The sequence below is a fragment of the Nonomuraea sp. NPDC005501 genome, assembly GCF_040605905.1.
GTDB lineage: Bacteria > Actinomycetota > Actinomycetes > Streptosporangiales > Streptosporangiaceae > Nonomuraea.
Genome location: NZ_JBEXDT010000011.1, coordinates 61,422 through 87,432 on the forward strand (window position 1 = coordinate 61,422; position 26,011 = coordinate 87,432).

24 protein-coding genes are annotated in these 26,011 nt (G+C 72.8%); 7 read left to right on the forward strand and 17 right to left on the reverse strand.

Annotation, left to right across the window (positions count from 1 at the left end; all coding sequences use genetic code 11):
- Positions 1 to 18: 18 nt before the first annotated feature.
- The 4 genes from ABZS51_RS09020 to ABZS51_RS09035 all read right to left on the reverse strand — a co-directional run bounded on the left by ABZS51_RS09020 (position 19) and on the right by ABZS51_RS09035 (position 3,266).
- Positions 19 to 387 (reverse strand): hypothetical protein, encoded by a 369-nt coding sequence (locus ABZS51_RS09020; protein ID WP_355437949.1) that lies wholly within the window; start codon positions 385 to 387, stop codon positions 19 to 21.
- A gap of 202 nt (positions 388 to 589) precedes the next feature.
- Positions 590 to 1,798: an ornithine--oxo-acid transaminase gene (gene rocD, locus ABZS51_RS09025; RefSeq protein WP_355437950.1), complete on the reverse strand. Its 1,209-nt coding sequence runs from the start codon at positions 1,796 to 1,798 to the stop codon at positions 590 to 592.
- A 1-nt stretch (position 1,799) separates the two neighbouring features.
- Positions 1,800 to 2,597, reverse strand: coding sequence for a dimethylargininase (gene ddaH / locus ABZS51_RS09030; protein WP_355437952.1), 798 nt, complete (start codon positions 2,595 to 2,597; stop codon positions 1,800 to 1,802).
- A gap of 159 nt (positions 2,598 to 2,756) precedes the next feature.
- Entirely contained in the window at positions 2,757 to 3,266 is a 510-nt protein-coding gene (locus ABZS51_RS09035) for an Lrp/AsnC family transcriptional regulator (protein WP_310710356.1), read from the reverse strand.
- A gap of 142 nt (positions 3,267 to 3,408) precedes the next feature.
- On the opposite strand from ABZS51_RS09035, the gene ABZS51_RS09040 reads away from it, so the two are divergent.
- Positions 3,409 to 5,763, forward strand: coding sequence for a GH1 family beta-glucosidase (locus ABZS51_RS09040; protein ID WP_355437954.1), 2,355 nt, complete (start codon positions 3,409 to 3,411; stop codon positions 5,761 to 5,763).
- Between the two features lie 21 nt (positions 5,764 to 5,784).
- On the opposite strand, the gene ABZS51_RS09045 is transcribed toward ABZS51_RS09040, so the two are convergent.
- The 3 genes from ABZS51_RS09045 to ABZS51_RS09055 form a co-directional block, all read right to left on the reverse strand.
- Entirely contained in the window at positions 5,785 to 7,194 is a 1,410-nt protein-coding gene (locus ABZS51_RS09045) for a glycoside hydrolase family 16 protein (RefSeq protein WP_355437956.1), read from the reverse strand.
- Positions 7,195 to 7,401: 207 nt separating this feature from the next.
- Entirely contained in the window at positions 7,402 to 8,121 is a 720-nt protein-coding gene (locus ABZS51_RS09050) for a DUF5941 domain-containing protein (RefSeq protein WP_310710350.1), read from the reverse strand.
- Positions 8,118 to 9,626 carry a CDP-alcohol phosphatidyltransferase family protein gene (locus ABZS51_RS09055; RefSeq protein ID WP_355437959.1) on the reverse strand — a complete coding sequence of 503 codons (1,509 nt, stop codon included), beginning with the start codon at positions 9,624 to 9,626 and terminating at the stop codon, positions 8,118 to 8,120. Before ABZS51_RS09055 ends, ABZS51_RS09050 begins: the two co-directional genes overlap by 4 nt.
- Positions 9,627 to 9,768: 142 nt before the next feature.
- Here ABZS51_RS09055 and recO point away from each other — a divergent pair, with 142 nt between their 5' ends.
- The 3 genes from recO (at position 9,769) to tsaA (ending at position 11,752) form a co-directional block, all read left to right on the forward strand.
- The gene (recO, locus tag ABZS51_RS09060; protein ID WP_355437961.1) at positions 9,769 to 10,503 is read left to right on the forward strand and encodes a DNA repair protein RecO; all 735 of its coding nucleotides are present in this window, start codon (positions 9,769 to 9,771) and stop codon (positions 10,501 to 10,503) included.
- Entirely contained in the window at positions 10,500 to 11,273 is a 774-nt protein-coding gene (locus tag ABZS51_RS09065; RefSeq protein ID WP_310710344.1) for an isoprenyl transferase, read from the forward strand. Before recO ends, ABZS51_RS09065 begins: the two co-directional genes overlap by 4 nt.
- Positions 11,274 to 11,335: 62 nt before the next feature.
- A complete protein-coding gene (tsaA, locus tag ABZS51_RS09070; protein WP_355437963.1) occupies positions 11,336 to 11,752 on the forward strand; it encodes a tRNA (N6-threonylcarbamoyladenosine(37)-N6)-methyltransferase TrmO in 417 nt (138 codons plus the stop codon).
- Positions 11,753 to 11,814: 62 nt separating this feature from the next.
- Here tsaA and ABZS51_RS09075 read toward each other — a convergent pair whose 3' ends face one another.
- Complete coding sequence (locus ABZS51_RS09075; protein WP_355437965.1) at positions 11,815 to 12,363, reverse strand: CGNR zinc finger domain-containing protein; 549 nt, start codon at positions 12,361 to 12,363, stop codon at positions 11,815 to 11,817.
- Between the two features lie 72 nt (positions 12,364 to 12,435).
- On the opposite strand from ABZS51_RS09075, the gene ABZS51_RS09080 reads away from it, so the two are divergent.
- The gene (locus ABZS51_RS09080; protein WP_355437967.1) at positions 12,436 to 13,353 is read left to right on the forward strand and encodes a DMT family transporter; all 918 of its coding nucleotides are present in this window, start codon (positions 12,436 to 12,438) and stop codon (positions 13,351 to 13,353) included.
- Here the strand turns inward: ABZS51_RS09080 and ABZS51_RS09085 are convergent.
- From ABZS51_RS09085 to ABZS51_RS09125, 9 genes are all read right to left on the reverse strand, one after another.
- Positions 13,293 to 13,682: a transcriptional repressor gene (locus ABZS51_RS09085; RefSeq protein ID WP_310710335.1), complete on the reverse strand. Its 390-nt coding sequence runs from the start codon at positions 13,680 to 13,682 to the stop codon at positions 13,293 to 13,295. The genes ABZS51_RS09080 and ABZS51_RS09085 overlap by 61 nt on opposite strands.
- On the reverse strand, positions 13,679 to 14,548 hold the full coding sequence (locus tag ABZS51_RS09090; RefSeq protein WP_355437969.1) for a metal ABC transporter permease: 870 nt from the start codon (positions 14,546 to 14,548) through the stop codon (positions 13,679 to 13,681). The genes ABZS51_RS09085 and ABZS51_RS09090 overlap by 4 nt, the downstream gene beginning before the upstream one ends.
- Positions 14,545 to 15,333: a metal ABC transporter ATP-binding protein gene (locus ABZS51_RS09095; protein ID WP_355438032.1), complete on the reverse strand. Its 789-nt coding sequence runs from the start codon at positions 15,331 to 15,333 to the stop codon at positions 14,545 to 14,547. The genes ABZS51_RS09090 and ABZS51_RS09095 overlap by 4 nt, the downstream gene beginning before the upstream one ends.
- A gap of 62 nt (positions 15,334 to 15,395) precedes the next feature.
- On the reverse strand, positions 15,396 to 16,325 hold the full coding sequence (locus ABZS51_RS09100) for a metal ABC transporter substrate-binding protein (RefSeq protein WP_355437971.1): 930 nt from the start codon (positions 16,323 to 16,325) through the stop codon (positions 15,396 to 15,398).
- 286 nt (positions 16,326 to 16,611) lie between these two features.
- On the reverse strand, positions 16,612 to 17,430 hold the full coding sequence (gene fdhD, locus ABZS51_RS09105) for a formate dehydrogenase accessory sulfurtransferase FdhD (RefSeq protein WP_355437973.1): 819 nt from the start codon (positions 17,428 to 17,430) through the stop codon (positions 16,612 to 16,614).
- Positions 17,423 to 18,265: a 2Fe-2S iron-sulfur cluster-binding protein gene (locus tag ABZS51_RS09110; RefSeq protein WP_355437976.1), complete on the reverse strand. Its 843-nt coding sequence runs from the start codon at positions 18,263 to 18,265 to the stop codon at positions 17,423 to 17,425. Before ABZS51_RS09110 ends, fdhD begins: the two co-directional genes overlap by 8 nt.
- The gene (locus ABZS51_RS09115) at positions 18,262 to 20,052 is read right to left on the reverse strand and encodes an NAD(P)H-dependent oxidoreductase subunit E (protein WP_355437978.1); all 1,791 of its coding nucleotides are present in this window, start codon (positions 20,050 to 20,052) and stop codon (positions 18,262 to 18,264) included. The genes ABZS51_RS09110 and ABZS51_RS09115 overlap by 4 nt, the downstream gene beginning before the upstream one ends.
- 4 nt (positions 20,053 to 20,056) lie before the next feature.
- The gene (locus ABZS51_RS09120) at positions 20,057 to 21,958 is read right to left on the reverse strand and encodes a molybdopterin-dependent oxidoreductase (RefSeq protein ID WP_355437980.1); all 1,902 of its coding nucleotides are present in this window, start codon (positions 21,956 to 21,958) and stop codon (positions 20,057 to 20,059) included.
- 38 nt (positions 21,959 to 21,996) lie between these two features.
- Positions 21,997 to 22,974 carry a 2-dehydropantoate 2-reductase gene (locus ABZS51_RS09125; protein WP_355437982.1) on the reverse strand — a complete coding sequence of 326 codons (978 nt, stop codon included), beginning with the start codon at positions 22,972 to 22,974 and terminating at the stop codon, positions 21,997 to 21,999.
- An 80-nt stretch (positions 22,975 to 23,054) separates the two neighbouring features.
- Here ABZS51_RS09125 and ABZS51_RS09130 point away from each other — a divergent pair, with 80 nt between their 5' ends.
- Both ABZS51_RS09130 and ABZS51_RS09135 read left to right on the forward strand, forming a co-directional pair.
- Positions 23,055 to 24,230: a molybdopterin molybdotransferase MoeA gene (locus ABZS51_RS09130; protein WP_355438034.1), complete on the forward strand. Its 1,176-nt coding sequence runs from the start codon at positions 23,055 to 23,057 to the stop codon at positions 24,228 to 24,230.
- Positions 24,231 to 24,332: 102 nt separating this feature from the next.
- Positions 24,333 to 26,003, forward strand: a complete 1,671-nt coding sequence (locus ABZS51_RS09135) for a thiamine pyrophosphate-binding protein (RefSeq protein WP_355437984.1) — start codon at positions 24,333 to 24,335, stop codon at positions 26,001 to 26,003.
- The last annotated feature ends 8 nt before the right edge of the window (positions 26,004 to 26,011 follow it).

The window sequence follows — 26,011 nt, forward strand, 5'->3', positions numbered from 1 at the left end:
ACGCCCACCGGCCGGCGATCACCCTACGTCGCAGGGAACTTTCCTGAACCGCAGGGACTCGACGGTGTTGTCGAAGCCGTTGTTGGTGAAGTCGCTGTCGTTGCTGCGCGGCGCCGCGTAGTACCTGACACCGGTCAGATTGTCGCCGCTGTAGAGGTCGATGCCCGAGTACGACGCGTTCGCCATGGAGCTCGCCTGGTTCTCCAGCGCGCCCAGGTCGTCCCGCTGCTGGGTGACGCAGGTGATGTCCTTGCGCGCGCCCTGGTAGTCGTCGTGTTCCCAGAACGTGATGAGGTTTCTCGAGGCCGACGCCGCCTCGGCCGGGCTGACGGTCAGCACGGAGATCGACGTGACGAGTGCCATCCCCGCGACCGCGAGTTTCTTCATGTGCCCTCTTCCCGTGGAAAGGCGGGAGCCGGCCCGCCACGAGAAGCTGATCTTGGCAACGAGTGATCACGTTTGTCAAGATCGTGGGCGTTCGTCCCCCATGACAGACGTGCGGCCCCGCCGCAGGCGAGGGTTCGCGGCGGCGCCGCACGTCCGGTCCCGATGCGCTCCGCGCACGGAGGCGCTCCGCGCAAGGACGCGCTCAGCGGAAGGAGGAGATGGCGTCGACGAGCTGGTCGACCGCCCAGAGGAGGTCCTCCTCCGAGATGACGATCGGCGGCGCGAGCCGGATCGTCGAGCCGTGCGTGTCCTTGGCCAGCACGCCGCGCGCCATCAGCGCCTCCGACACCTGCCGGCCGGTCGCCAGCGACGGGTCGATGTCGATGCCCGCCCACAGGCCGCGTCCGCGTACGGTCACCACGCCGTCACCGACGAGCTCGCCCAGCCGCGCGTGCAGCACCTCGCCGAGCCGGGCGGCCCGGTCCTGGAACTCCCCGGTGCGCAGGATCTCGATCACGGCGCTGCCCACGGCGCAGGCCAGCGGGTTGCCGCCGAACGTGGACCCGTGCTGTCCCGGCTTGATGACGCCGAGCACGTCCTCGTTCGCGGCGATGGCCGACACCGGGACGACGCCGCCGCCGAGCGCCTTGCCCAGCACGTACATGTCCGGCACGACGCCCTCGTGGTCGCAGGCGAACGTGCGGCCGGTGCGCCCGAGCCCCGACTGGATCTCGTCGGCGATCATCAGGACGTTCTCGGCCGTGCACAGCTCGCGCAGCTGCGTCAGGTAGCCGTCCGGCGGCACCAGCACCCCGGCCTCGCCCTGGATCGGCTCGACCAGCACGGCGACCGTGTCGGCGTCGATCGCCTCACGGACGGCCTCGACCGAGCCGTACTTGACGATCTTGAAGCCGGGCGTGTACGGGCCGAAGCCGTCGCGCGCGTCGGGATCGGTGGAGAAGCTGACGATCGTGGTGGTGCGGCCGTGGAAGTTGTCCTCCATCACGATGATGGTGGCCTGGTCCGGCTGCACGCCCTTGACCTCGTAGCCCCACTTGCGGGCCACCTTGATCGCGGTCTCGACGGCCTCGGCGCCGGTGTTCATCGGCAGGATCATGTCCTTGCCGGTGAGGTCGCCGAGCCCGGCGCAGAACTCCGCGAACTGGTCGTGGTAGAATGCCCGGCTGGTCAGCGTGAGGCGCGCGAGCTGCCGCTGCGCCGCCGCGACGATCTTCTCGTTGCCGTGGCCGAAGTTCAGCGACGAGTAGCCGGACAGGCAGTCGAGGTAGCGCCTGCCGTCGACGTCGGTGACCCAGGCCCCGTGGGCCTCGCGGATCACCACGGGCAGCGGGTGGTAGTTGTGCGCGCTCCGGCGCTCGATCACGCCGATCAGCTCTGAGCTGGTCGTCATCTTAGTCGTTCCCCCTGATCTCCAGTGTGCAGCACTTCGGGCCCCCGCCCGCCTTGCGCAGCTCCGACAGGTCGACGGGGATCGGCTCGTATCCCCGCCGCTTCAGCTCCAGCTGAAGGTCGGAAGCCTCGTAGTTGATCACCACGTGGGTGCCGTCGCTGACCGCGTTGAGCCCGAGCACCTCGGCGTCGGCCGCGTTCGCGAGCACCGCGTCCGGGAACAGCCGGGCCAGCACCCGCCTGCTGCCCTCGGAGAAGGCGTCCGGGTAGTAGCAGACGTTGTGGCCGTCGAGCGGGAACAGCGCCGTGTCGAGGTGGTAGAAGCGGGGGTCCACCAGCGTGAGCGACACCACCGGCCGGCCCAGGAACTCCTGCGCCTCCAGGTGCGCGGCGACGTTCGTGCGGAAGCCGGTGCCGGCCAGCACGACCTCGTCCAGGGTCAGGAAGTCGCCCTCACCCTCGTTGACGTGCTCCGGCTCCAGTACAGGATACCCGCGCTCGGCGAACCAGCGCAGGTACGCCGGTCCCTCCGGGCCGCGCTGGGGGAAGGCGAAGCGGGCGCCGTACGCCCGGCCGTCCACGACGAGGGCGCCGTTGGCCGCGAACACCATGTCCGGCAGGCCCTCGACCGGGTCGATGAGGCTGACCTGGTGCCCGAGGCTCTCGTACACGGACTTGAGTCCCTCCCACTGCCGGATCGCGACGTCGCGGTCGGCGCCGGCCTCGGGATGCATCCACGGGTTGATGGCGTACTCCACCGTGAAGTGCTCGGGGCGGCACATGAGGAAGTGCTTGGGCATGCAGGTCTCCGTAGAGGTCGGGCAAGGCTGCGGGATTCCGCGTGAGGGGGACGAAGACACTCTAAGAATGTATGTTTATGCAGGCCAAGCAATGTGAATGGCGTGTTCGCGCGGGTCTGTTGCGAGTATGGGCCGACGGCACGCGATCCGTTGCGCGGGCTACCGGACGGCCGCTTCGGGGGGCGTCGGGAGCGCCGCCGCACCCCCCGGGACGTCGGGCAGTGCGGCCCCCGGAGGCACGTCCACCAGCCGCGACAGCACGATCGAGCTCTTGGTCCGCACCACGAACGCCTCCGCCGCGATGCGCTCGATCACCCGCTCCACATGACGCACGTCCGTGGCGCGGATGTGCAGCAGCGCGTCGGCCTCTCCGGTGATCGTCGCCGCCGCGACCACCTCGGGGAACTTCGCGACCGCGAGCGCGATGTCGGACGGCTTGGTCTTGCCCTGGCAGAACAGCTCGACGTACGCCTCGGTGGTCCAGCCGAGCGCGCGCGGCGCCACCCTGGCGCTGAACCCGGTGATCACGCCGGTCTCGCGCAGCCGGTCCACCCGGCGCTTGACGGCCGACGCGCTCAGCCCGACGAGGTGCCCGATCTCCGCGTAGGTCTGGCGGGCGTCCTCCACGAGGGCCGCGACGATGGCACGATCCAGCCGGTCCAGTTCCACGCGCCCTGTATACCGCCTCGCCCCGCCGCGGCGCGACGCGACCGTTCCCGGCGCGCCGCACGACATGACCGACATGCGGCAGACTAGGCGCCGCGCGCCGCCACGCGACGGCGCCCGTACGTCGCCGGAGGGTTGTCCATCGATGAGCACAGCGCGCTTCCCCGAGGGGTTCGTGTGGGGAGTGTCCACGTCCGCCTACCAGATCGAGGGGGCGACCGGCGAGGACGGGCGCGGCCCGTCGATCTGGGACGTCTTCCCCGGCGGGCGCAACGGCGATCCGGCCTGCGACCACTACCGGCGCTACGCCGACGACGTACGGCTGATGAAGGACCTCGGCATGGCCGCCTACCGGTTCTCGGTGAGCTGGCCGCGGGTCATGCCCGACGGCAAGGGCCGCCTCAACGAACCCGGCCTGGACTTCTACGACCGGCTGGTGGACGAGCTGCTGGCCGCGGGCATCGCGCCGTACGCCACCCTCTACCACTGGGACCTGCCGCAGGCCCTGGAGGACGAGGGCGGCTGGACCTCCCGCGACACCGCCCATCGCTTCGCCGACTACACGCGGGCCGTCCACGACCGTCTCGGCGACCGGGTCGGCACGTGGTTCACGCTCAACGAGCCGTGGGTGGCGGCGTTCCTCGGCTACGGCTCGGGCGTCCACGCGCCCGGCAGGCGCTCGGCAGCCGAGGCGTTCGTCGGCGCGCACCACATGCTGCTCGCCCACGGGCTGGCCCTGGAGGCGCTGCGCTCGGCGGGCGCGCAGCGGGCCGGCATCGTGCTCAACCTCTCGCCCGTGCTCACCCCCGGCCAGCTCGGCGACCTGTCGTCGCAGCCGTCCGAGGAGGACGCGGAGGCGGTGAAGCGGATCGACGCGCTGCACAACCGGCAGTTCCTGGACCCCGTGCTGCGCGGGAGCTACCCCGCCGACCTGCTGCCGGTCGTCGAGCGGATCGCCGGGCTCGGGCACATCCGCGACGGCGACCTCGACCTGATCGGCCGGCCGATCGACCTGCTGGGAGTCAACTACTACACGCCGACCGCCGTGCAGGCCCAGCCCGGCGCGGCCGGCGACGCCTCCTTCCCGGGCAGCGAGGGCGTCCTGTTCTGCAGCGTGCCCACCGCCGTGACCGCCATGGGCTGGCCCATCGTGCCGAGCGGGCTGACGCTGCTGCTGAGCCGCCTCTCGCGGGAGTACCCCGGGACCGAGCTGATGATCACCGAGAACGGCGCCGACTTCGTCGACGTGCTGACCCCCGAGGGCATCCACGACATCGAGCGGACGAGCTTCATCGAGGAGCACCTGCGCGCCCTGCGCGTCTCCCTGGACGAGGGGGCCAGGGTGAGCGGCTACCTCGTGTGGTCGCTGCTCGACTGCGTCGAGTGGGCCGACGGCTACCGCCGCAAGTTCGGCCTCGTCCACGTCGACCTGGAGACCCAGCGGCGGCGGCTGAAGGACAGCGCCCTGTGGTACCGCGACGTCATCGCCCGCAACGGTCTGCCGGACGGCCGGCCGCGGCGGCCCACGCTGGAGACCGTCGCCGCCCGCGCCGGCGTCTCCCGTGCCACGGTCTCTCGGGTGGTCAACGGCGAGGCGTCGGTCAGCGCCGAGGCGCGCGACGCGGTGCTGCGCGCCGTCCGCGAGCTCGGGTACGTCCCCAACGCCGCCGCGCGCAGTCTCGTGACCCGCAGGACCGACGCGGTGGCGCTGGTCCTGTCCGAGCCGCGGCAGGGCGGCGACGCGCTCATCGCCGCGATCGTCAGGTACGTCACGAGCATGCTCGAAGGGGCCGGCAAGCAGATCACGCTCATGCTGGCCGACACGGCCGAGAGCCGGCGCCGCGTGCTCCAGCACGTGGAGGCGCGGCAGGCCGACGGGGTCGTGCTGCTGCCGCCGGACGACCACGGCCCGCTGGCCGAGCAACTGGCTCGCACCGGCGTGCCGGTCGTGCTGCTCGGCAGGCCCGCCGTCGCCTCGCTCGTGCCGCACGTGGACGTGGACAACGCGGGCGGCGCCGGCGCGGCCACCGCCCACCTGCTGGAGCGGGGCCGCCGCCGCATCGCCATGATCTGCGGGCCGACGGATCTCGTGGCCGTGCAGGACCGGCTGGCCGGGCACCGCGACGTGCTGCACGAGGCGGGGCTGCGGCCCCTGCTCGCCCTGGCCGGGCCCGACCGCGAGTCCGGCGCGGAGTCGGCCCGGCGGCTCCTGGCCGACCACCCGGAGCTGGACGCCGTCCTCGCCACCTCCGACGACCTGGCGATCGGCGCGCTGCGGGCGGCCCGGGAGGCGGGCCGGCGGGTGCCGGACGACCTGGCGGTCGTGGGCTTCGGCGACATCGACGCCGCCTCCTGCACGACCCCGGCCCTGACCACGGTCCGCGTGCCGGCCAGGGACCAGGCGCTGGCGCTGGCACGGCTCTTGCTGTCCCGCCTGGACGGGCGGCACGCGGGGCCCGTGGTGCTGCCGGCCCGTCTGGTCGTTCGTGACTCGACCTGACGGGCCGTCGGGTCATGGCGGTCAGGAGGTCGAGAACGTCAGCCAGTTGAGGTTGACGAAGTCGGCCGGCTGGCCGCTGGCGAAGGTCAGGTAGACCGTGTGCCTGCCCGTCACCGGCGAGATGTTGGCCGGAACCGTGCGCCAGCTCTGCCAGCCCCCGGTGGAGGCCACCGCGAAGTCGCCCACCGGGGTGGCCGTCAGGCTGTCCAGGCGCACCTGCACGAGCCCGCTCACCCCAGCGGCCGCCCCCGAGGCGACGCGCACCCTGACCTGCCGGGCCGCCTCGGAGCCGAAGTCGACGTCGTCGAAGCGCAGCCAGTCGCCGTTGGAGACGCCGCCGACGTTCTGGCCGCCGCCGGTGTCGGTCGTGGACTCGACCATGGTGCCCGACTGGGCCTGGTAGCGCTCGGCCTGGATCGTGGAGCGGGCGTCCACGCCGCCGGGCGGCACGGTCGGGGTGCCCGTCGGTGTGGGGCCGGAGCCGCCGCTCTGCCACACGGCCACGTAGTCGACCAGCATGGACCGGCCGGGCACGGTCGCGGCGGTCGGCGTCGGGCCGGCCAGCGCGTCGGGGAAGGCGCCGCCCATGGCCACGTTGAGCAGCAGGAAGTAGCCGGCGTGCCCGGTCATCGAGCTCCAGGTGCCGGCGTCGAGCCGGGCCTGGCTCACGCTGTGGAACTGCTGCCCGTCCACGTACCAGCGGAGCTCGTTGGGGCTGGCGGAGCGGTCCCACTCGAAGCGGTAGGTGTGGAAGGCCGACTGGCAGGTCGAGCCGGGGCAGGCCCGGCTCGCGCCGAGGCCCGTCGTCTCGTTGCACGGCCCGCCCGGGTTGACGCCGCAGTGCAGGACGCCCCAGACGGAGTTGACGCCGTTGACGTTCTCCATGATGTCGAACTCGCCTGTGCCCGGCCAGTTCCAGTAGTTCCCCCGGTACGGCGAGCCGAGCGCCCAGAACGCCGGCCAGTAGCCGAGGGCCGCGTCGCCGGTGACGTTCGGCATCTGGATGCGGCCCTCGATGCGCAGCACGCGGCCGTCCGCGGGCTTGAAGTCGGCGCGCCTGGTCTCGATGCGGGCGGAGGTCCACTCGCCGGAGGAGCTGCGCTGCGGGGTGATCCGCAGATTGCCCGAGCCGTCGAGGCTCAGGTTGGCCGCGTTGCCGGTGTAGTTCTGGATCTCGCCGGTGCCCCAGTTGCCGGGGCCGCCCGGGTAGGCGTGGCCGGTGTCGACGATCCAGTCGGACGAGGACGGGGCCGACCCGGCGGCGCCGCCGAAGTCGTCCGACCAGACGAGCGACCAGCCGGAGGGGGTGGGCGGGACGGCGGCGGAGGCGACGGCGGCGTGGACGAGCAGGCCGGCGAGCGTGACGAGGACCGCGGACGCGGCGGCCAGGCGACGCCGGTGGCGCCGGTCGGACAGGAGGCGCGTTGTCATGGTTGCTCCTGGGGATGCGGGGGGCGCGGAGCGAGTACCGAGCTGAGAGAGCGCTCTCTTAGGAGGAGGGAAACACGCCATGAGTCTCGTGTCAACAATCCCTGGATAGAGGGAGAGCGCTCTCGCCCCTGACGGGGAGGCCCGGAACGCGAACGAGCCGGGGCGCGGCTTCCGCACGCGCCCCGGCTCGCCGGGAGTGGGTCGGGGCTAGGCCTTCTCGGCCTCGCCGGTGGCCGCCTCCAGGGCGTCCTCGGGCGACGCCTCCAGGTCCTGCTCGGCCTCGGCGCCCGCCTGGGCGGACGCCTTGTCCAGGCGCACCCAGCTCGTCACGCTCTCCACCGCGAACAGCACGAACAGGTAGGCCGTCAGGAGGGCCAGCACCAGCGTCGCCCAGCCGAGCGCCGCGCCGACGCCGATGAGGAGCAGCCGCACCTCCCAGCCGAGGCCCGCGTAGAACACCCAGGCGGGCGGCCAGATGCTCTGCCGCGTGCGGTAGACGGTGTCGTAGGTGTGGTAGCCGACCACGTACACCAGCACGAACAGCAGCCACTTGGGCGCGTCGGCCGCCAGGCCCACCGCGATGATGGTGAGGAACTCGGCGCCGCGCAGCAGCGGCGGCGTGAGCCAGTCGAGGCGGCCCAGGTGGTTGCGCGGCGCGGTCGGCAGCACGAGCACCACGACGACCAGCACGGGCAGCAGCAGGATCGGCCCGGATGTCAGCAGGCCGGTCGCGGCGATGACGGCGACCGCCACCAGCGCCGCCAGCGTGGCGGGGACCGGGGGCAGGCCCTTGCCGAGGCGGCCGGACAGGGCGTGGACGAGGGGCCCGTCGTCGCGGTAGGCGAGCAGGCGGGCGGTCTGGATGCGGCGGCGTTCCTCGTCGGGGTCCGGCGTGGGGGTGGCGGCGGCCTGCGGATAGGTGATCATGCGAGCGACCTCATGAGGCGTCCGGTGAGGGTGTAGACGGCGGCGACGGTGCCCCAGATCACCAGCGTGAGGAAGGTGATGCGGGCGTCGAAGAGGGCGGCGGTGATCGCGATGGCCGCGAACCGCTCGCCGATGGGGAAGACGATCATCTTACGCGCCCAGTGGACGGCGCGGTACCGCCCGGCCTTGGACCACATCTTCAGCACGCCCCGGATGCCCGTGCTGCGCTCGACCCGGCGGCGCTCCAGCGCCTTGCGCAGGTCGCGGTCGTCGGGCGCGGTCAGCGGCAGCGTGGGCAGCTGGGCCGGCGGCTTGCGGCGGTTGGCGACGCCGTAGGAGAAGTCGAGCAGGTGGCGCACCGACTGCAGGCCGAGCGCCGCCAGGGCGAGGATCCAGATCTCCTCGCCGTTGCCCGACACGACCCAGCCCACCGCCAGGCCGGCGAAGACGACGTACTCCTTGAACCGGTCGAACGTCGCGTCGAGCCACGCGCCGAGCACGCCGAACTTGCGGGCGTAGCGGGCGACCTGCCCGTCGACGCAGTCGAAGACGAACGCGAAGTAGATGAGCACGCCGCCCAGCACCATCCACGGCCGGTCGCCGGTGGCGAAGCAGGCCGCCGCGAGCACGCCCAGCGTGATGGAGATGAGCGTCACCTGGTTGGGCGTCAGCCCGCGCCGGGCCGCCCAGCGGGCGATGAAGCGGGAGTAGGTGGAGACGAAGTACGTGGTGAAGAAGCCGTCGGCGCCCTTGACCGCGTTGTTGAGCCGCGCCCGGTCCTCGTCGAAGCCGGACATGTCGGCGACGGCCTCGGCCGCCTCCTCCTGGGTGGTCACGCGGCGGTAGAACAGGTCGCGCCGGCCGCGGACGCCGACCGACACGCCCTTGCGCACCAGGCCGAAGACCAGGAGCTGCACCAGGTCGTCGTCCTCGCCGAACAGGTGGGCCATGCCGGCCATCTCGCGGCACGCCTCGGCCAGGACGGGCGCGTTGCGGGTGCTCACGTGCAGCGGGCCGAGCATCACCGTGTTGGGCCGGGTCACCGCGTGGTGGGCGGTGCCGACGGAGACCACCCTCGACTTGCCGACGCGGGAGCGCACGGGCAGCCCCTCGAAGCGGCGCAGGCTGATCTCCGGCTCCGCCTCGTCGATCGGGACGGTCTCCTCCGCCGCCTCGTCGGTCGTCTCCGGCCGGGGCTCCTTGGCGATGAGGGCCAGCGCGCCGCGCTTGGTCTTGGTGATCTGGTAGATGAGCTCGTCGTGGATCAACGAGTCGGCGGGGAGGATGAGGAGGCTCTCCGTCGCGGACTCCGCGACGTCGGCCAGCGCGCGCAGGGCGGCGGCGACGTCGCCGGACTCGATGGTCGCCGGCCGCGGATCCAGGGACAGGATCTGGCTGCGCAGTCGCTCTGCCACGGTCGGGGCGCCGGGCAGGGCCGCGAGCCTCGGGCCGGTAGGAGCGGTGTCGGGGCCGGGCGAAGAGCCCAGCAGGACCACGCGGGTCATGACTCCCTTTCGAGGCAAGTTGCGGGGGGATGAACGTGAGATATTGCGGGGGACAGGCGTCTGAGTCTAATGAGAGTCGCGCAGAGTCGCGTCATCGACGCGGTCCCGTAACAGATAGAGCGTGCGGCCATAAGATGGGCGAGTGACCCTCTACCGTGACGAAGGCGTGGTTCTGCGTACGCAGAAGCTCGGCGAGGCCGACCGCATCGTCACCATCCTGGCCAAGCGCACGGGCAAGGTGCGCGCCGTAGCCAAGGGCGTGCGGCGCACCACCTCGCGCTTCGGCGCCCGGCTGGAGCCGTTCACGCACGTCGACCTGCAGCTCCACACGGGCCGCACGCTCGACGTCGTCACGCAGGCCGAGACGATCAGGCCGTACGGCGAGCCGCTGGCCGCCGACTACCCGCGCTACACCGCGGGCACGGCGATGCTGGAGACCGCCGACCGGCTGACCCACGGCGAGAAGGAGCCGGCGTTGCGCCAGTTCCTGCTGCTGGTGGGCGGGCTGCGCACGCTGGCGGAGGGCGGCCACGAGCCGCGCCTCGTGCTCGACGCCTACTTCCTGCGCTCCCTGGCCGTGGCCGGCTACGCGCCCGCGCTGGACGCGTGCGCCAAGTGCCAGGCCCCCGCGGTCAGGGCGTTCGCCATCGTGTCCGGCGGCGTGGTGTGCGGCGCCTGCCGGCCCGCGGGCGCGGCCGTCCCGGCGGGTGAGACGATCGGGCTCATGACGGCGCTGCTGCGCGGCGACTGGACGAAGGCGGACGCCTCGGAGCAGCGCCACCGCAGCGAGTGCAGCGGCCTGGTCGCCGCGTACCTGCAATGGCACCTCGAACACGGAATACGCTCTCTGCGACACGTCGAAAGGGAGCCAGTGTGAACGTCCGACCCCCGTCCCCGCACCCGTCCGGTGCCACGCCGCCGCCCATCCCCCGCGACCTGGTGCCGAGACACGTGGCCATCGTCATGGACGGCAACGGACGCTGGGCCAAGGCGCGCGGGCTGCCCCGCACCGAGGGCCACAAGGCCGGGGAGGCGTCGCTGTTCGACGTCATCGAGGGGGCGCTGGAGCTGGGCGTGCCCTACCTGAGCGCGTACGCCTTCTCCACCGAGAACTGGAAGCGCTCGCCCGACGAGGTGCGCTTCCTCATGGGCTTCAACCGCGACGTGATCCGCCGCCGCCGCGACGAGCTGCACGCCATGGGCGTGCGGGTGCGCTGGGCGGGCCGGCCGGGGCGGCTGTGGAAGAGCGTGATCTCCGAGCTCCAGACGGCCGAGGAGATGACCGAGCGCAACAGGAAGCTGACGCTGCAGTTCTGCGTCAACTACGGCGGGCAGGCCGAGATCGTGCAGGCGGCCGTCAAGCTGGCCGGCGACATCGCGGCGGGCCGGGTCAAGCCGTCCAAGGTGGACGAGAAGGTCTTCGCCCGCTACCTCGACGAGCCGGAGATCCCGGCGGTGGACCTGTTCGTCCGCTCGTCGGGGGAGCAGCGCTTCTCCAACTTCCTGCTGTGGCAGTCGGCCTACGCCGAGATGGTGTTCCTCGACCGGCTCTGGCCCGACTTCGACCGCCGCGACCTGTGGGAGGCGTGCGAGGTCTACGCCAAGCGCGACAGGCGCTACGGCGGGGCCGTCCCGAACCAGGTCTGAGCGAGCCAGGCGAGGGAAGGCGGCGGGAGTTGAGCGACCGGGCCGCCTCACGGAGTGAGGCCATGAGCATGGACACGTACGTGGTGGAGCCGATCGGCTGGGTCGAGTCGCCTCTGACCGACCGGGACCAGGCGCCGAAGCAGGGGGACGAGGGCTCACCCGAGGCGTGGCTGGTGTTCGAGGAGCGGGTGCGCGAGGGGCTGGGCGATCTGCGCCCGGGCGACGAGGTCATCGTGCTGACCTGGCTGGACCGGGCCCGCCGCGACGTCCTGTCCGTCCATCCGCGCGGTGACGCGGGCAGGCCGCGGCAGGGCGTCTTCAGCACCCGCTCGCCGGACCGGCCGAACCCCGTGGGGCTGCACCGGGTGGGCGTCCTCGCCGTCGAGGGGACGCGGCTGCGGGTGCGCGACCTGGAGGCGCTGGACGGCACGCCCGTCCTGGACGTCAAGCCGGTGCTCGACCGCGACACCGAGCGCTAGCCGCTCTGCCCACCCCGGCGCCGGACCGGTCACAGGCCGGATCGGTCAGGCGCCCGGATCGGTCAGGCGCGGCGGCGGGCGCGGTAGGCGGCGACGTGCATGCGGTTGCCGCAGGTGCGGCTGTCGCAGTAGACGCGCGAGCGGTTGCGCGACTCGTCGACGAAGACCCGGTCGCAGTCGGGCGCCGAGCAGGTGCGCAGCCGCTCCCACTCGCCCTCGACGAGCAGGTGGGCCAGCGCCACCCCGCAGTCGGCGGCCAGGTGCTCCGACAGCGTCGCGTCGGGCGCGAAGTAGTGGACGTGCAGCGCGTGGCCGTCGTGCTCGGTCAGCCGGGGCGTGATCCGCGTCCCGGACAGCAGCGCGTTGAGCTGGCGCACGGCGGAGGGCTGGTCGGGCGCCGTGAACACCCGGTGGAACGCCTCCCGCACCAGCCGCACCTGCCCGAGGTCGCGCGCCGTGAGCGTGGTGATGCCGCTGACCTGCCGTGCCTCGACGAACGCCTGGAGCGTGGGCAGGTCGGCCAGCCGGTCATCGCCGCCGGTCGAGGGCGAGGTGTTGACCAGCTCGACGACCGTGGCCAGCGAGTAGACCATGTCATGGCCAAACGGCATGTTGACTCCTGTCTGGCGCCCATTCTAGCGTGGACGCAGCGTATCTCCAGTGAACGCGATCGGGGGCATCACGTGGGGTCACATCGCCGGATCGTGCTGGTCGCGATCGCCGGAGCGCTGATCATCTCCACCTCCGCCCCCCTCGTCCGGCTGGCCGACGTCGTCCCCGCCACCTCGGCGTTCTTCCGGTGCGCGTACGCCGTCCCGCCCATGGTGGTCCTGGCCTGGCTGGAACGCCGCAGGCTCGGCCCGCTCCCGCGCAGGGCGGTCGCCGTCGCGTGGGCCGCCGGCCTGCTGTTCGCCCTGGACCTGCTGTTCTGGCACCACGCCATCGCCTACGTGGGCGCCGGGCTGGCCACCGTGCTCGGCAACCTCCAGGTGTTCATCGTCGCGTTCGCCGCCTGGGCGCTCTTCCGCGAGCGGCCCTCGGGGCGGCTGATGGTCGCCTGCCCCGTGGTGTTCGCCGGGGTGGCGCTCATCTCGGGCGTCTTCGACAGCGCCGCCTACGGCTCCGACCCGGTGATGGGCGTGCTCGCCGGCGCGGCCACCTCGGTCTCGTACGCCGGGTTCCTGCTGCTGATGAAGGGCGCTTCCCAGCGGGCCGCCGGGCCGCTCGCGCACGCCACCGCCGTGGCCGCGGTCGTGGTCGCAGCCCTGAGCCCCGTCTTCGGCGGCGCCGACCTCACCCCGTCCTGGCCCGCGCACGGCTGGCTGTTGGCGCTCGCGCTCGGGCCCCAGGTGCTCGGCTGGTCGCTCATCACGTACACGCTGCCGAAGCAGCCGGCGGCGCTCACGGCGCTGCTGCTGCTCGTGCAGCCCCTGACCACCGTGGGGCTGTCGGCGGCCACGCTCGGCGAGCGGCCGTCGCCCCTCCAACTCGCCGGCTGCGCGGTGATCGTCCTCGGCGTCCTGTACGGCTCGCGCGGCGCTCAGCCGGCCCGGACGGAGGACGAGCAGGACGCGCAGGTGCCGAAGACCTCGACCGTGTGAGTGATCTCGGTGAAGCCGTGCTCGCTGCCGACCGTCTCGGCCCAGCGCTCCACGGCCGGGCCCGCGACCTCGACGGTGTGGCCGCACCGGCGGCAGACCAGGTGGTGGTGATGGTCGCCGCTGGCGCACGCGCGGTAGACCGACTCGCCGTCGTCGGTGCGCAGCACGTCGACGTCGCCGCCGTCGGCCAGCGCCTGGAGGGCGCGGTAGACCGTGGTCAGACCGATTTTGGCGCCGTGCTGGCGCATCTCGGCGTAGACGTCCTGCGCGCTGCGGAACCCCTCGCTCCGGCGAAGGGTGTCGCGCACGGCATCGCGTCTCGTGCTCATGCAGCCTCCCTGACAGGCGTGGGATCCTCTTGTACGCCCGGCTCCCGGACACGGCCCCGGCGTACGAATCTACCGACACCGAGGGCCAGGACGAAGCCGCCGAGCGCGAGAAGGACGATCGCGGCGCCGGGCGGCACCCGGCTCGACAGCGAGGAGGCCAGCAGGCCGCCCACCGCGGCCACCACGCCGATCACCATGGCCAGCGCCATCGTCGAGCGGAAGCCCCTGGTGAGCTGCTGGCTGGTGGCCACCGGGATCACCATCAGCGCGCTGACGAGCAGCAGGCCCACCACGCGCATGGCGATGACCACCGTGAGCGCGGCCGTGACCGCGATCAGCAGGCTGAGGAAGCGCACCGGCAGGCCGTTCGCCCGGGCCATCTCCTCGTCCTGGCACAGCACGAACAGCTCCCTGCCGAAGATCGCCACCACCGCGATCACCGCCACGGCCAGCGCGCCGATGATCCAGATGTCCTGGGGCGTGACGCTGGCGATGGCGCCGAACAGGTAGGAGGTGAGCTTGGCGTTGCTGCCGCCCGGAGCGATGCCCATGAGCATGACGCCGCCCGCGATGCCGCCGTAGAACAGCAGCGCCAGCGCGACGTCGCCGCTCGTCCGGCCGCGCGCCCGCACCAGCTCGATCGCCACGGCGCCCGCGACGGACACGACGACGGCGGTCAGCACCGGCTCGGCGCCGGTCAGGAACCCGAGCGCCACGCCGGTCAGCGCCACGTGCCCGATGCCGTCGCCGAGCAGCGACAGGCGCCGCTGCACGATGAACGTGCCGACGGCGGGCGCGCACAGCCCCACCAGCAGCGCCGCGATCAGCGCCAGCCGGAAGAAGTCCGTCTGCAGCAGCTCGATCATGCCTCTCCCTGCCAGCTCGTCAGCGGTCCGGCGCACGCGTCGCGCCCGAGGACCTCGGCCGCGGCGCGCTCGTCCGGCGCGTGCGGATGGACGTGCTCGTGGCCGGGCCGGGCGCACTCGCCCTCCGGCCGGGGCGGCGCGCCGTCGTGGACGACGAGGCCGTCGCGCACCACGACGCCCCGGGTGATCAGCGGCTCCAGCGGGCCCAGCTCGTGCGCGACCAGCACGATCGTCCGGCCCTGCAGTGCCAGCGAGGCGAGCGTGTCGGCCAGCAGGCGCTGCGTCTCGGCGTCGACTCCGGCCGTGGGCTCGTCCATGACGTACGTGTCCGGTTCGCCCGCCAGCGCGCGGGCGATCAGCACCCGCTGCTGCTGGCCGCCGGACAGCTCCTGCACCGGGTCGCCGGCCCGCGACGACAGGCCCACGGCCTCCATTGCGTCCGTCACCGCGGCCCGGTCCGCCGGGCTCGTACGGCGCAGCCGGCGCTGCCGCGCGATCCGGCCCGAGGCCACCACCTCGCGGACCGTGGCGGGCACGCCGCCGCCCACCTGGAGCCGCTGGGGCACGTAGCCGATGCGCCACCAGTCGCGGAACCGCGCGGGCTGCCGGCCGTACAGGAGGGTCTGGCCGCCGGAGAGCGGGATCAGGCCGAGCAGGGCCCGCACCAGCGTCGACTTGCCGGAGCCGTTGGTGCCCATGACCGCGACCACCTCGCCGGGGCGGACCGTGAGGTCGACGCCGCGCAGGATGGGCCGCCGGTCGAGGGTGACCCGCCCGCCGGTCATCGAGAAGGCCGTCTCGTCCGCGGCGTCCGAGGTACGGGCGGTCTGCGTGATCTGGCTCATGGTCATGCTCCACATCCCAGTGCCGTGCGCAGGGTGGTGAGGTTGCCCCGCATCGCGGACAGGTAGTCGCCTGACGGCTTGCTCTCCAGCGGGTCGAGCACGGCGGTCCTCGCGCCCACCTCGTCGGCCAGCACCTGCGCGACCTTGGGGTTGGCCAGCGACTCGGTGAAGATCGTGGTCACCTTCTCGTCCTTGGCCAGCTTGGCGACCTCGGCCAGGCGGGCGGGGGAGGGCTCGGCGTCGGGGTCGAGCGTGATGCCGACCTGCTTGAGGTGGTAGCGGTCGGAGAGGTAGCCGAACGCCTCGTGGGCGGTCACCAGGCTACGGGTTCGGCAGGTCGTCAGGCCCTGGGCGAACTCCTTGTCCAGCGTTCCGAGCGAGGCGGCCGTCGCGGCGGCGCGGTCCTTGTAGCCCTGGGCGTGCGCCGGGTCGGCCGCCGCGAGCCGCTCGCCGAGCTTCACGGCGACCGTGGCCAGGCGCGAGGGGTCGAGCCAGAGGTGCGGGTCGTAGGAGACCTCGTGGTCGTGTCCCTCCTCGCCGGCCTCCGCGCCGTGGTCCCCGGCGGGGAGCGTGGTGACCGCGGTGGCCGCGTCGAACGCGCGCTCCGGGTCCACGGCGTCGTCCACGGCGGGCTGCACACCCTTGATGTAGACGGTCAGCGTGGCCTCGCCCAGCTCCGCCATCTGGTGGGCGCCCAGCTCCAGGTCGTGCGGCTCGACGCCGGGGGCGGTCAGCACGCTCACGGCGGCGTCGGGGCCGCCCACCTGCTGGCTGAGCCACTGGAGGGGATAGAAGGCCGCGACCACGGCGGGCTTGCCGCCGCCCGCCGCGGAGCCGGTCTCCGCCGAGCCGGCTCCGCACGCGGTGGCGGTGAGGAGGGCGGCTCCGGCCAGCAGACCGACAGCGTACGACCGGGACAATCCTGACATCATGCGAGCCAGTATGCGGCAAAATGAAAATGGTTGTCAAAATCCCCGAGGGTCCTGCGAAGTGCCGGCTCCCATCGGAGCCGGGGCGATGAGCAGGGATTCCGGACGGCGACCGGGGGCAAGGGGCGCCGTCCGGTGGGCCGCGGGGGCGGCCCGCCGCAGGTAGCGGGTCGTTACCTGGGCATCCCGTCATCGCCCCGGTGGGCGCGCCGGCAGAGCCGTTGCCGGCGCCCGGGGCGACGTGTTGGGGGCCTCCCTTCGCGGAGGTGCGGGGATCGCGGGGCGGGGGTTATGGAGTCGTCAGGCGATGCTCGCCCGTGTAGACGTTCATCGAGGTGCCGCGCAGGAACCCGACGAGCGTCAGCCCCTCCTCGGCGGCCAGCTCGGCGGCGAGCGACGACGGCGCCGAGACCGCGGCGAGCACGGGGACCCCGCCCATGACCGCCTTCTGCACCAGCTCGAACGAGGCCCGCCCCGACACCATCAGCACGGTCTCGCGCAGCGGGAGCCTGCCGTCGCGCAGCGCCCAGCCGAGCAGCTTGTCCACCGCGTTGTGCCGGCCCACGTCCTCGCGCACGCACAGCGGCTCGCCGCCAGCCGTGAACAGGCCGGCCGCGTGCAGGCCCCCGGTCCGGTCGAAGACCCGCTGGGCCGCGCGCAGCCGGTCCGGCAGGGCGGCGACGACGGCCTGCGTCAGCTCGACGGGATCGTCCCCGGCGCTCCAGCGGGCGACCGTGCGCACCGCCTCCAGCGACGCCTTGCCGCAGGCTCCGCAGGAGGACGTGGTGAAGAAGTTGCGCGGTTCGGGCGCCTCGACGCCGGGCGCGAGCCGCACGTCCAGCACGTTGTACGTGTTCCCGCCGTCCACCGTCGCGCCCGCGCAGTAGCGGATCGTGGCGATGTCGTCCGCCGAGCCCACGGCCCCCTCGCCGACCAGGAACCCGGCGGCCAGGTCGAAGTCGTGGCCGGGCGTGCGCATGGTGACCGTCAGCGGCGTCCCGTCGAGGCGGATCTCCAGCGGCTCCTCGGCGGCCAGCGAGTCGATCCTGCGGGTGCGGGCCGTGCCGTCGACCCGCAGGATCCGTCTCCTGACGGCGACCCTAGACATAGCCGTACCCGAAGCGGCCCTTGACGCAGAGGTTGCCCTTGGTCACCGGGTTGTCGTGCGGCGAGGTCACCTTGACGATGCTGTTGTCCTGCACGTGCAGGGTCAGGTTGCAGCCGACCCCGCAGTAGCTGCAGATCGTGGTGGTCTCCGTCTGACGCGCCTCGTCCCACGTGCCCTCGGCCCGCATGTCGAACTCCGTCTTGAACGACAGCGCGCCCGTGGGGCACACCTCCACGCAGTTGCCGCAGTAGACGCAGGCCGAGTCGGTGAGCGGCGCGTCGAACTCCGTGGAGATCGTCGCGTCGAAGCCCCGGCCCGCCACGGCGATGGCGAAGGTGTTCTGCCACTGGTCGCCGCAGGCGTCCACGCACTTGTAGCACAGGATGCACTTGGCGTAGTCGCGTACGTAGAGGTCGTTGTCCACCTTGGCCGGCTGCTCGACCGTGGCCGCGTCGTCGCCGAACCGGGAGGGGTCGGCGCCGTACTCCTCGGTCCACTCGGCGGCGCGCGGCGTGGTCGACAGGTCCACGGAGGAGCCGAGCAGCTCCAGCACCACCTTGCGGCTCTGCCGGGCCCGCTCGGTGCCCGTGCCGACGCTCATGCCCGCCTCGGCCTTCCGGGAGCAGGCCGGGGCCAGCGTCCTCGCCCCCTCCACCTCCACGACGCAGACGCGGCAGGCGTTCTTCGGGGTCAGCGTGTCGCCGTGGCAGAGGGTCGGGACGTCCTTGCCCGCCGCGCGGCAGGCGTCGAGGATCGTCGAGCCCTCCGGGACCCGTACCTCCTCGCCGTCGATCCGCACGTCGATGAGCCGCCGGGGCGGCTGGAGCGGGATCATCCGAACACCCCCAGGCGGTCGATGGCCGATTCGACGGCGTTCCAGGCGGTCTGCCCGAGACCGCAGATCGAGGCGTCCCGCATGGTCCGGCCGACCTCGCGCAGCAGCACCAGGTCTTCGTCGGAGACCCGGCGCGACAGGCGGTGCAGGGCCTCCTCCTGCCGTACGGTGCCCACCCGGCAGGGCACGCACTGCCCGCAGGACTCGTCGCGGAAGAACGCCGCGATGCGCAGCAGCAGCCGCCTCATGTCCACGGTGTCGTCGAGGACGAGCACCACGCCGGAGCCGAGCGTGGCCCCCGCGTTCCTGGTGCCCTCGAAGGTGAGCGGGACGTCCAGGTCGGTGACGAACGCCCCGGCGGCGCCGCCGAGCAGGACGGCCCTGGTCGTGCCGGTGGTCCCGGCCAGCTCCAGCAGCTCCCGCAGGGTGGCGCCGAAGGTGAGCTCGTACACGCCGGGCCGCTCCACGGCGCCGGAGACGCAGAACAGCTTGGGCTCGGCCGCCGCGTACGCCTGGGCGCCGCGCTCCAGGATCGGCAGCACGTTGACCAGCGTCTCGACGTTGTTGACCACGGTCGGCTTGCCGAACAGGCCCTTCTCCACGGGGAACGGCGGCTTGCTGCGCGGCTCGCCCCGCATCCCCTCGATGGAGTTGAAGATCGCGGTCTCCTCGCCGCAGATGTACGCGCCCGCGCCCCGGCGCAGCTCGATGTCGAACGACAGGCCCTTGCCGAGGATGTCGTCGCCGAGCAGGCCGCGCGCGCGGGCGGTCGCGATGGCGTGCCGGAGCCGCGCGGTCGCCCTCGGGTACTCGCCTCTGACGTAGAGGTAGCCCTTGGCGCAGCCGGTGGCGTAGGCGGCGACGGTCATCGCCTCCACCAGCGCGTACGGGTCGCCCTCCATGATCACGCGGTCCTTGAACGTGCCCGGCTCGCTCTCGTCGGCGTTGCACACCAGGTAGTGCGGGTGGTCGGGTTGCCGCGCGGCGGCGTCCCACTTGCGGCCGGTGGGGAACGCGGCGCCGCCCCTGCCGACCAGGCCCGACTCCAGCACCTCGCGGATCACCCCGGCCGGTCCCAGCTCGAACGCCCTCCGGAGCGCGGTGTAGCCGCCGGCCGCCCGGTAGTCGTCCAGGCTCGCCGGATCGCTCGTGCCGACCCGCCGGAGCAGGATCAGCCCGTCCTGCCCGGCCTGCGGCACGGCAGCCGCCACCGGGGCGTCGCCGGTGACGTCCGGGCCGGGGGTGCCGCCGTCGGGTGCCGGCTCGTCCAGGGACAGGGTGTTCGCGGGAGCGTACACCTGGGCCCGCGGGGGTGTGCCCGCCTCCAGGGCGAGCGCGGCGGGCGCGCGCTCGCACAGGCCCAGGCAGGGGCTCTCGTGCCACGACCGGCCCTGCGGGCCCAGCGCCCCCTCGACCCGCCTGCGCACCTCCTCCCCGCCCTTCGCCTGGCAGGCCAGGTCGGTGCAGACGTGCAGCACCCGTCCGGGCCGCGGCTCCATGGAGAACAGCGAGTAGAACGTCGCCACCCCGTACGCCTCGGCGGGCGGCACGGTCAGGCGGCGGCAGATGTAGTCGAGCGCGCCCTCGCTGATCCACCCGACCCGGTCGTTGACCGCGTGCAGCGCGGGCAGCAGCAGGTCGCGCCGCGACTCGGCGCGGACGGCCACCCGCAGGTCGGCCTCGGCCCTGGAGCCGCCGTCCCAGGCGGTGGCGGGCGGCCCGAGCAGATCGTCGACGGTCGCGCGCTCCTCCTCGGACGGCTCGGCCCCGCGGAATCTCAGATCCATCTGGTCACCCGGCCTTCACGAGCTTCTCGACGCGGACGGCCGCCGCCTTGAACTCCGCGGTGCCGGCGATCGGGCAGGTGGCCTCGATGGTGAGGGAGTTGGTGTCCACCTCGTCCGGGAAGTGCATGGTCATGAACACCAGGCCCGGCCGGAGGGCGGGGTCGACGAACACCGGCGCGACCACCGATCCGCGCCGCGAGGTGATCCGCACCTCCTCGCCCGCGACCACGCCGAGCCGCTCGGCGTCCTCGGGGCAGAGCTCCACCGTCTCGCCCCGGCGCAGGGGGGAGGCGAACCCGGACGACTGCACGCCCGTGTTGTACGAGTCGAGCCGCCGCCCGGTCGTCAGCCGCAGCGGGTACTCCTCGTCGAGCAGGTCCACCGGCGGCGAGTGGCGCGGCACCGCGAACGGCGCCGGCATCCCCCGCCTGGCCGGGTCGCTCTCCCACAGCCTGCCGTGCAGGTAGGGCGGCTCCAGCGCGTCCTCCGACGGGCAGGGCCACTGGATGCCCTGCAGGTCGGCCAGCCGCTGGTAGGTCATGCCCCGGTGCTGGGGCGACAGGGCGCGCAGCTCGTCCCACACCTCCTCGGCGCCGGCGTAGTGCCAGTCGTGGCCCAGCCTGCGGGCCAGCTCGCACATGATCCAGATGTCGTCGCGCGCCTCGCCCGGCGGGTCCACGGCCTTGCGCACCCGCTGCACCCGCCGCTCGCTGTTGGTGAACGTGCCGTCCGCCTCGCACCAGGCGGCGCTGGCGGGCAGCACGACGTCGGCCATCTGGGCGGTCCTGGTGAGGAAGATGTCCTGCACGACGAGGTGGTCGAGCATCGACAGGCGCTTGACGCAGGCCGGCGAGTCGGCCTCCGACTGCACCGGGTTCTCGCCGATGAGGTAGCAGGTGGTCACCTCGCCTTCGGCCATCGCCTCCAGCATCTGGGTGAGGTTGAGGCCGTACCGGGGCTGGATCTCCTTGCCCCACGCGCTCGCGAAGCGCGTCCTGGTGGCCGGGTCGAGGATGTCCTGGAATCCCGGCAGGCGGTTGGGGATGGCGCCCATGTCGCCGCCGCCCTGCACGTTGTTCTGGCCGCGCAGCGGTGACAGGCCGGAGCCGTAGCGGCCGACATGGCCGGTGAGCAGGGCCAGGTTGATGAGGGCCCGTACGTTGTCCGTCGCGTTGTGGTGCTCGGTGATGCCGAGCGTCCAGCACAGCTGGGCGCGGTCGGCGCGGGCGTAGGCGTGGGCCAGCTCGCGGACGGCGCCCGCGGGCACGCCGGTGACCTGCTCGGCGGCGGCCAGTGTCCACGGCTCGACCGCCTTCCTGAACTCCTCGAAGCCGACCGTGGCGCGCTCGATGAACGCCTCGTTGTGCAGCCCGGCGTGGATGATCTCCCTGGCCACCGCGTGGGCGAGCGGGATGTCCGTGCCCACGTTCAGCCCGAGCCACAGGTCGGCCCACTGGGCGGTGCCGGTGCGGCGCGGGTCCACCGCGAACATCCGGGCGCCGTTACGGATGCCCTTCAGCACGTGCTGGAAGAAGATGGGGTGGGCGTTGCGCGCCGCCGAGCCCCACATCACGATCACGTCGGTGTCCTCGACCTCGTGGTAGGAGGACGTGCCACCGCCGCTGCCGAACACCGCCGACAACCCCGCCACGCTCGGCGCGTGACAGGTGCGGTTGCAGGAGTCCACGTTGTTCGTGCCGATCACCACGCGGGTGAACTTCTGCCCGACGTAGTTCATCTCGTTGGTGGAGCGGGCGCACGACAGCATGGCGAAGCAGTCGGGTCCGTGCTGGGCGACGTTGCGGCGGAATCCCTCCGCCGCCCGCTCCAGCGCCTCGTCCCAGGTGGCCCTGCGCAGCACGCCGTTCTCGCGCACCAGTGGATGGGTCAGGCGGTCATAGCCCATAATTCCCTCCATTCTGTATACCGGCTACGGTATGCCGACTAGACCGCGCGAACAAGGTTCGTGTTGAGCAGGTCGCTCACCGCGTGGATCGCGCGCAGCGTCGGCACCGGGGCGCCGGTGAGGTCGGCCAGCTCGACCACCGCCGCGAGCAGCACGTCGAGCTCCAGGGGCTTGCCCTTCTCCAGGTCCTGGAGCGTGGAGGTCTTGTGCTCGCCCGCCCTCTCGGCGCCTTTCAGACGGCGCTCGATGGAGACGCCCGGATCGCAGCCGACCCGTCCGGCCACCTCCACGGTCTCCCGCATCATGGTCCTGACCAGCTCCCTGGCGCCGTCGTGCCGGCAGATCCCGGCCATCGTCGCCCTGGCCAGCGCGCTGATCGGGTTGAAGGCGATGTTGCCCATGAGCTTGATCCACACGTCCTTGCGCAGGTCGCGCTCCACCGGGCACTTCAGCCCGCCTGCGATCGCGGCCGCGCTGAAGGCGGCGCACCGCTCGGTCGGCTCGCCGGTGGGCTCGCCGATGGAGAAGCGGGTGCCTTCCAGGTGGCGGATCACGCCCGGGCGTTCGATCTCGGTGGCGGCGTAGACGACGCAACCCACCGCGCGGTGCAGGGGCGGCGCGGCGGTCACCGCGCCGCCGGGGTCGACGCTCTCGATGCGGTAGCCCTCGTACGGGCCCTTGAGACCGTGGAAGTACCACCACGGGATGCCGTTCTGCGCGGCGATGATGCTCGTGGTCCCGTGCAGGAGCGGCTCGACCATGGGGCCGGCCGCGGCGTAGCCGTTGGCCTTGAGGCCCAGGAAGACGTGGTCCACCGGGCCCACCTCGGCGGGGTCGTCGGTGGCATGGGGGTGGGCGGTGAAGTCGCCCCTGGGGGTGAGCACCCGCACACCGGAGCGGCGTATGGCCCGCAGGTGCTCCCCTCTGGCGATGAGGTGCACCTCGACTCCCGCCCGGTGGAGGGCGGCCCCCACGTATGCGCCGATGGCGCCGGCGCCAAGAACCGCGACCTTCATGCGCGCTCCGTCCTCGCGTCGGTATTGCATTCGGTATACGGTATGGAAAACTCTCGGTCAAGGAGGTACCCGTGACCGTTCTGCGGCATGATCAGCAGGTGGAGTCGACGCCCTGGACCGCTGCGCGCGCTCTCGCGGCGGGCTCGGCGGTCGCCCTGGAGCCCGTTCCGGTCCCCCTCGCCGAGGCTCTCGGGTGCCGCCTCACCGCACCGCTGACGGCGCTGGTGGCGGTGCCGGGCGTGGACGTGGCGGCGATGGACGGCTACGCGGTGGCGGGCCCCCGGGGGCCGTGGCGCGTGGTCGGGCGGGTCCTGGCCGGTGGCGCCTGTCACGGGGAAGAGCTGGGCCCGGGGCAGGCGGTGGAGATCGCCACCGGCGCTCCGGTGCCCGCGGGCGCGGGGGCGGTGCTGCCGTACGAGCGCGCGAAGGCGGCCGGGCCGTGGGTCGATGGGCAGGTGGAGCCCGGGCGGCACATCCGGCGGCGGGGTGAGGACATCGCCGAGGGCGCGGTCGTGCTGGGGCCGGGCTCGGTGGTGACCCCCGTGGCGCTCGGGCTGGCCGCCGCGCTCGGCCACGACGAGCTGCCGGTACGGCCGCGCCCCCGCGTGGCGGTGCTGGTGACGGGCGACGAGGTCGTGGGCGAGGGGCTCCCGGCGCCCGGCCGGGTCCGCGACGCCATCGGCCCTTTCCTGCCGGGTCTGGTGGCGTGGGCCGGAGGCCGGGTGACGGGCACGGACCCGCTGCCCGACGGTCCGGACGCGCTGCGCGCCGCACTGGCCGCACTGGTGCAGGCCGACGTGGTGGTTGTGTGTGGTGCCTCGTCCAAGGGGCCGGCCGACCACCTCAGGGCCGTGCTCGCGGACCTGGGCGCCGGTGTGCTCGTCGACGGCGTCGCCGTTCGGCCGGGGCATCCGCAGCTCCTGGCGCGGTTGGCGGACGGGCCGCTGGTCGTGGGGCTGCCGGGCAACCCGTTCGCGGCGCTCGGCGCCGCCGTCACGCTGCTCGTGCCCATCCTGCGCGAGCTGGCCGGCGCCCCGGCCGGAACGGAGACGTCGGCGCTGGCCGGAGCCGTACGGGCACACCCGCACGACACCCGGCTCGTGCCGGTCCGGAGGTCGGGCCGGGGCGCGGTGCCGGTGGGGCACGACCGGCCGGGTTCGCTGTGGGGCGCGGCACTGGCCGACGCGCTGGCCGTCGTCCCGCCGCGGTGGACCGGCGGGCCGGTGGAGCTGATCGGGTTGCCTTCCGGGGGCTAGACAGGCCGATCGGGAGAGAGTAACCATTGCGGTCATACGGTATGCAGTATGCGGAATCCAGAGACCTTCGCGCGCCTCGTCGCCGGGGGGAAGGGTGGCACGATGCCGGAAACGATCTCGGGCGGTCATCTCGTGGCCAAGGCACTCAAGGCCGAGGGCGTGGACGTGATCTACACGCTCTGCGGCGGCCACATCATCGACATCTACGACGGTTGCGTCGATGAGGGCATCGAGGTCATCGACGTCCGCCACGAGCAGGTGGCCGCGCACGCGGCGGACGGGTACGCCCGCGTCACCGGCAGGCCCGGCTGCGCGGTGGTCACCGCGGGACCCGGCACGACCGACGCGGTCACCGGCGTGGCCAACGCCTTCCGCGCGGAGAGTCCCATGCTGCTCATCGGCGGCCAGGGCGCGCTGAGCCAGCACAAGATGGGCTCGCTGCAGGACCTGCCGCACGTGGACATGATGACCCCGATCACCAAGTTCGCCGCCACGGTGCCCAGCACGGAGCGCGTGGCCGACATCGTGTCGATGGCCTTCCGCGAGTGCTACCACGGCGCGCCGGGCCCGTCGTTCCTGGAGATCCCGCGGGACGTCCTCGACGCGAAGGTGCCGCTGGACAAGGCGCGCGTCCCCGAGCCGGGGCGCTACCGGGCCTCCACCCGCCAGCAGGGCGACCCCGAGGCGATCGAGCGGCTGGCCGACCTGCTGGCGCACGCGGAGAAGCCGTGCGTCCTGCTCGGGAGCCAGGTGTGGACGTGCCGGGCGACCGACGCCGCGATCGACTTCGTCCGCGCCCTGAACGTCCCCGCGTACATGAACGGCTCGGGCCGCGGCACGCTCCCCCCGGGCGACCCGCACCACTTCCAGCTCAGCCGCAGGTACGCCTTCACCAACGCCGACCTGATCATCATCGTCGGCACCCCGTTCGACTTCCGGATGGGCTACGGCAGGCGCCTGTCGCCGGCCGCCGCCGTGGTCCAGATCGACCTCGACTACCGCACCGTCGGGAAGAACCGGGACATCGACCTCGGGATCGTGGGCGACGCCGGCCTGATCCTCTCGGCGGCGGCCCAGGCCGCCAGCGGGCGCGTCGAGAACGGGGCCGCCCGGCGCAAGGAGTGGATGGACGAGCTGCGCGCCGTCGAGATCGAGGCGTCCGAGAAGCGCCTGCCCCGCCGGCTCTCCGACGCCCGGCCCATCGACCCCTACCGCCTGGTCCACGAGATCAACGAGTTCCTCACCGAGGACACCATCTACATCGGCGACGGCGGCGACATCGTCACCTTCTCCGGCCAGGTCGTGCAGCCCAGGTCGCCGGGCCACTGGATGGACCCGGGGCCGCTCGGCACGCTCGGCGTCGGCATGGCCTTCGCGATGGCCGCCAAGCAGGCGCGGCGCGACAAGGAGGTGCTGTGCCTGTTCGGCGACGGCGCCTTCAGCCTGACCGGCTGGGACTTCGAGACCATGGTCCGCTTCGACCTGCCGTTCATCGGGATCATCGGCAACAACTCGTCGATGAACCAGATCAGGTACGGCCAGGCCGCCAAGTACGGCGAGGACCGCGCCCGCGTCGGCAACACCCTCGGCGACATCCGCTACGGCGACTTCGCCAAGCTCCTCGGCGGTCACGGCGAGGAGGTGCGCGACCCGGCCGAGATCCGCCCCGCGCTGGAGCGGGCGAGGGAGTCGGGCAGGCCCTCGCTGATCAACGTGTGGATCGATCCGGAGGTCTACGCCCCCGGCACCATGAACCAGACGATGTACAAGTAGGGAGCGGC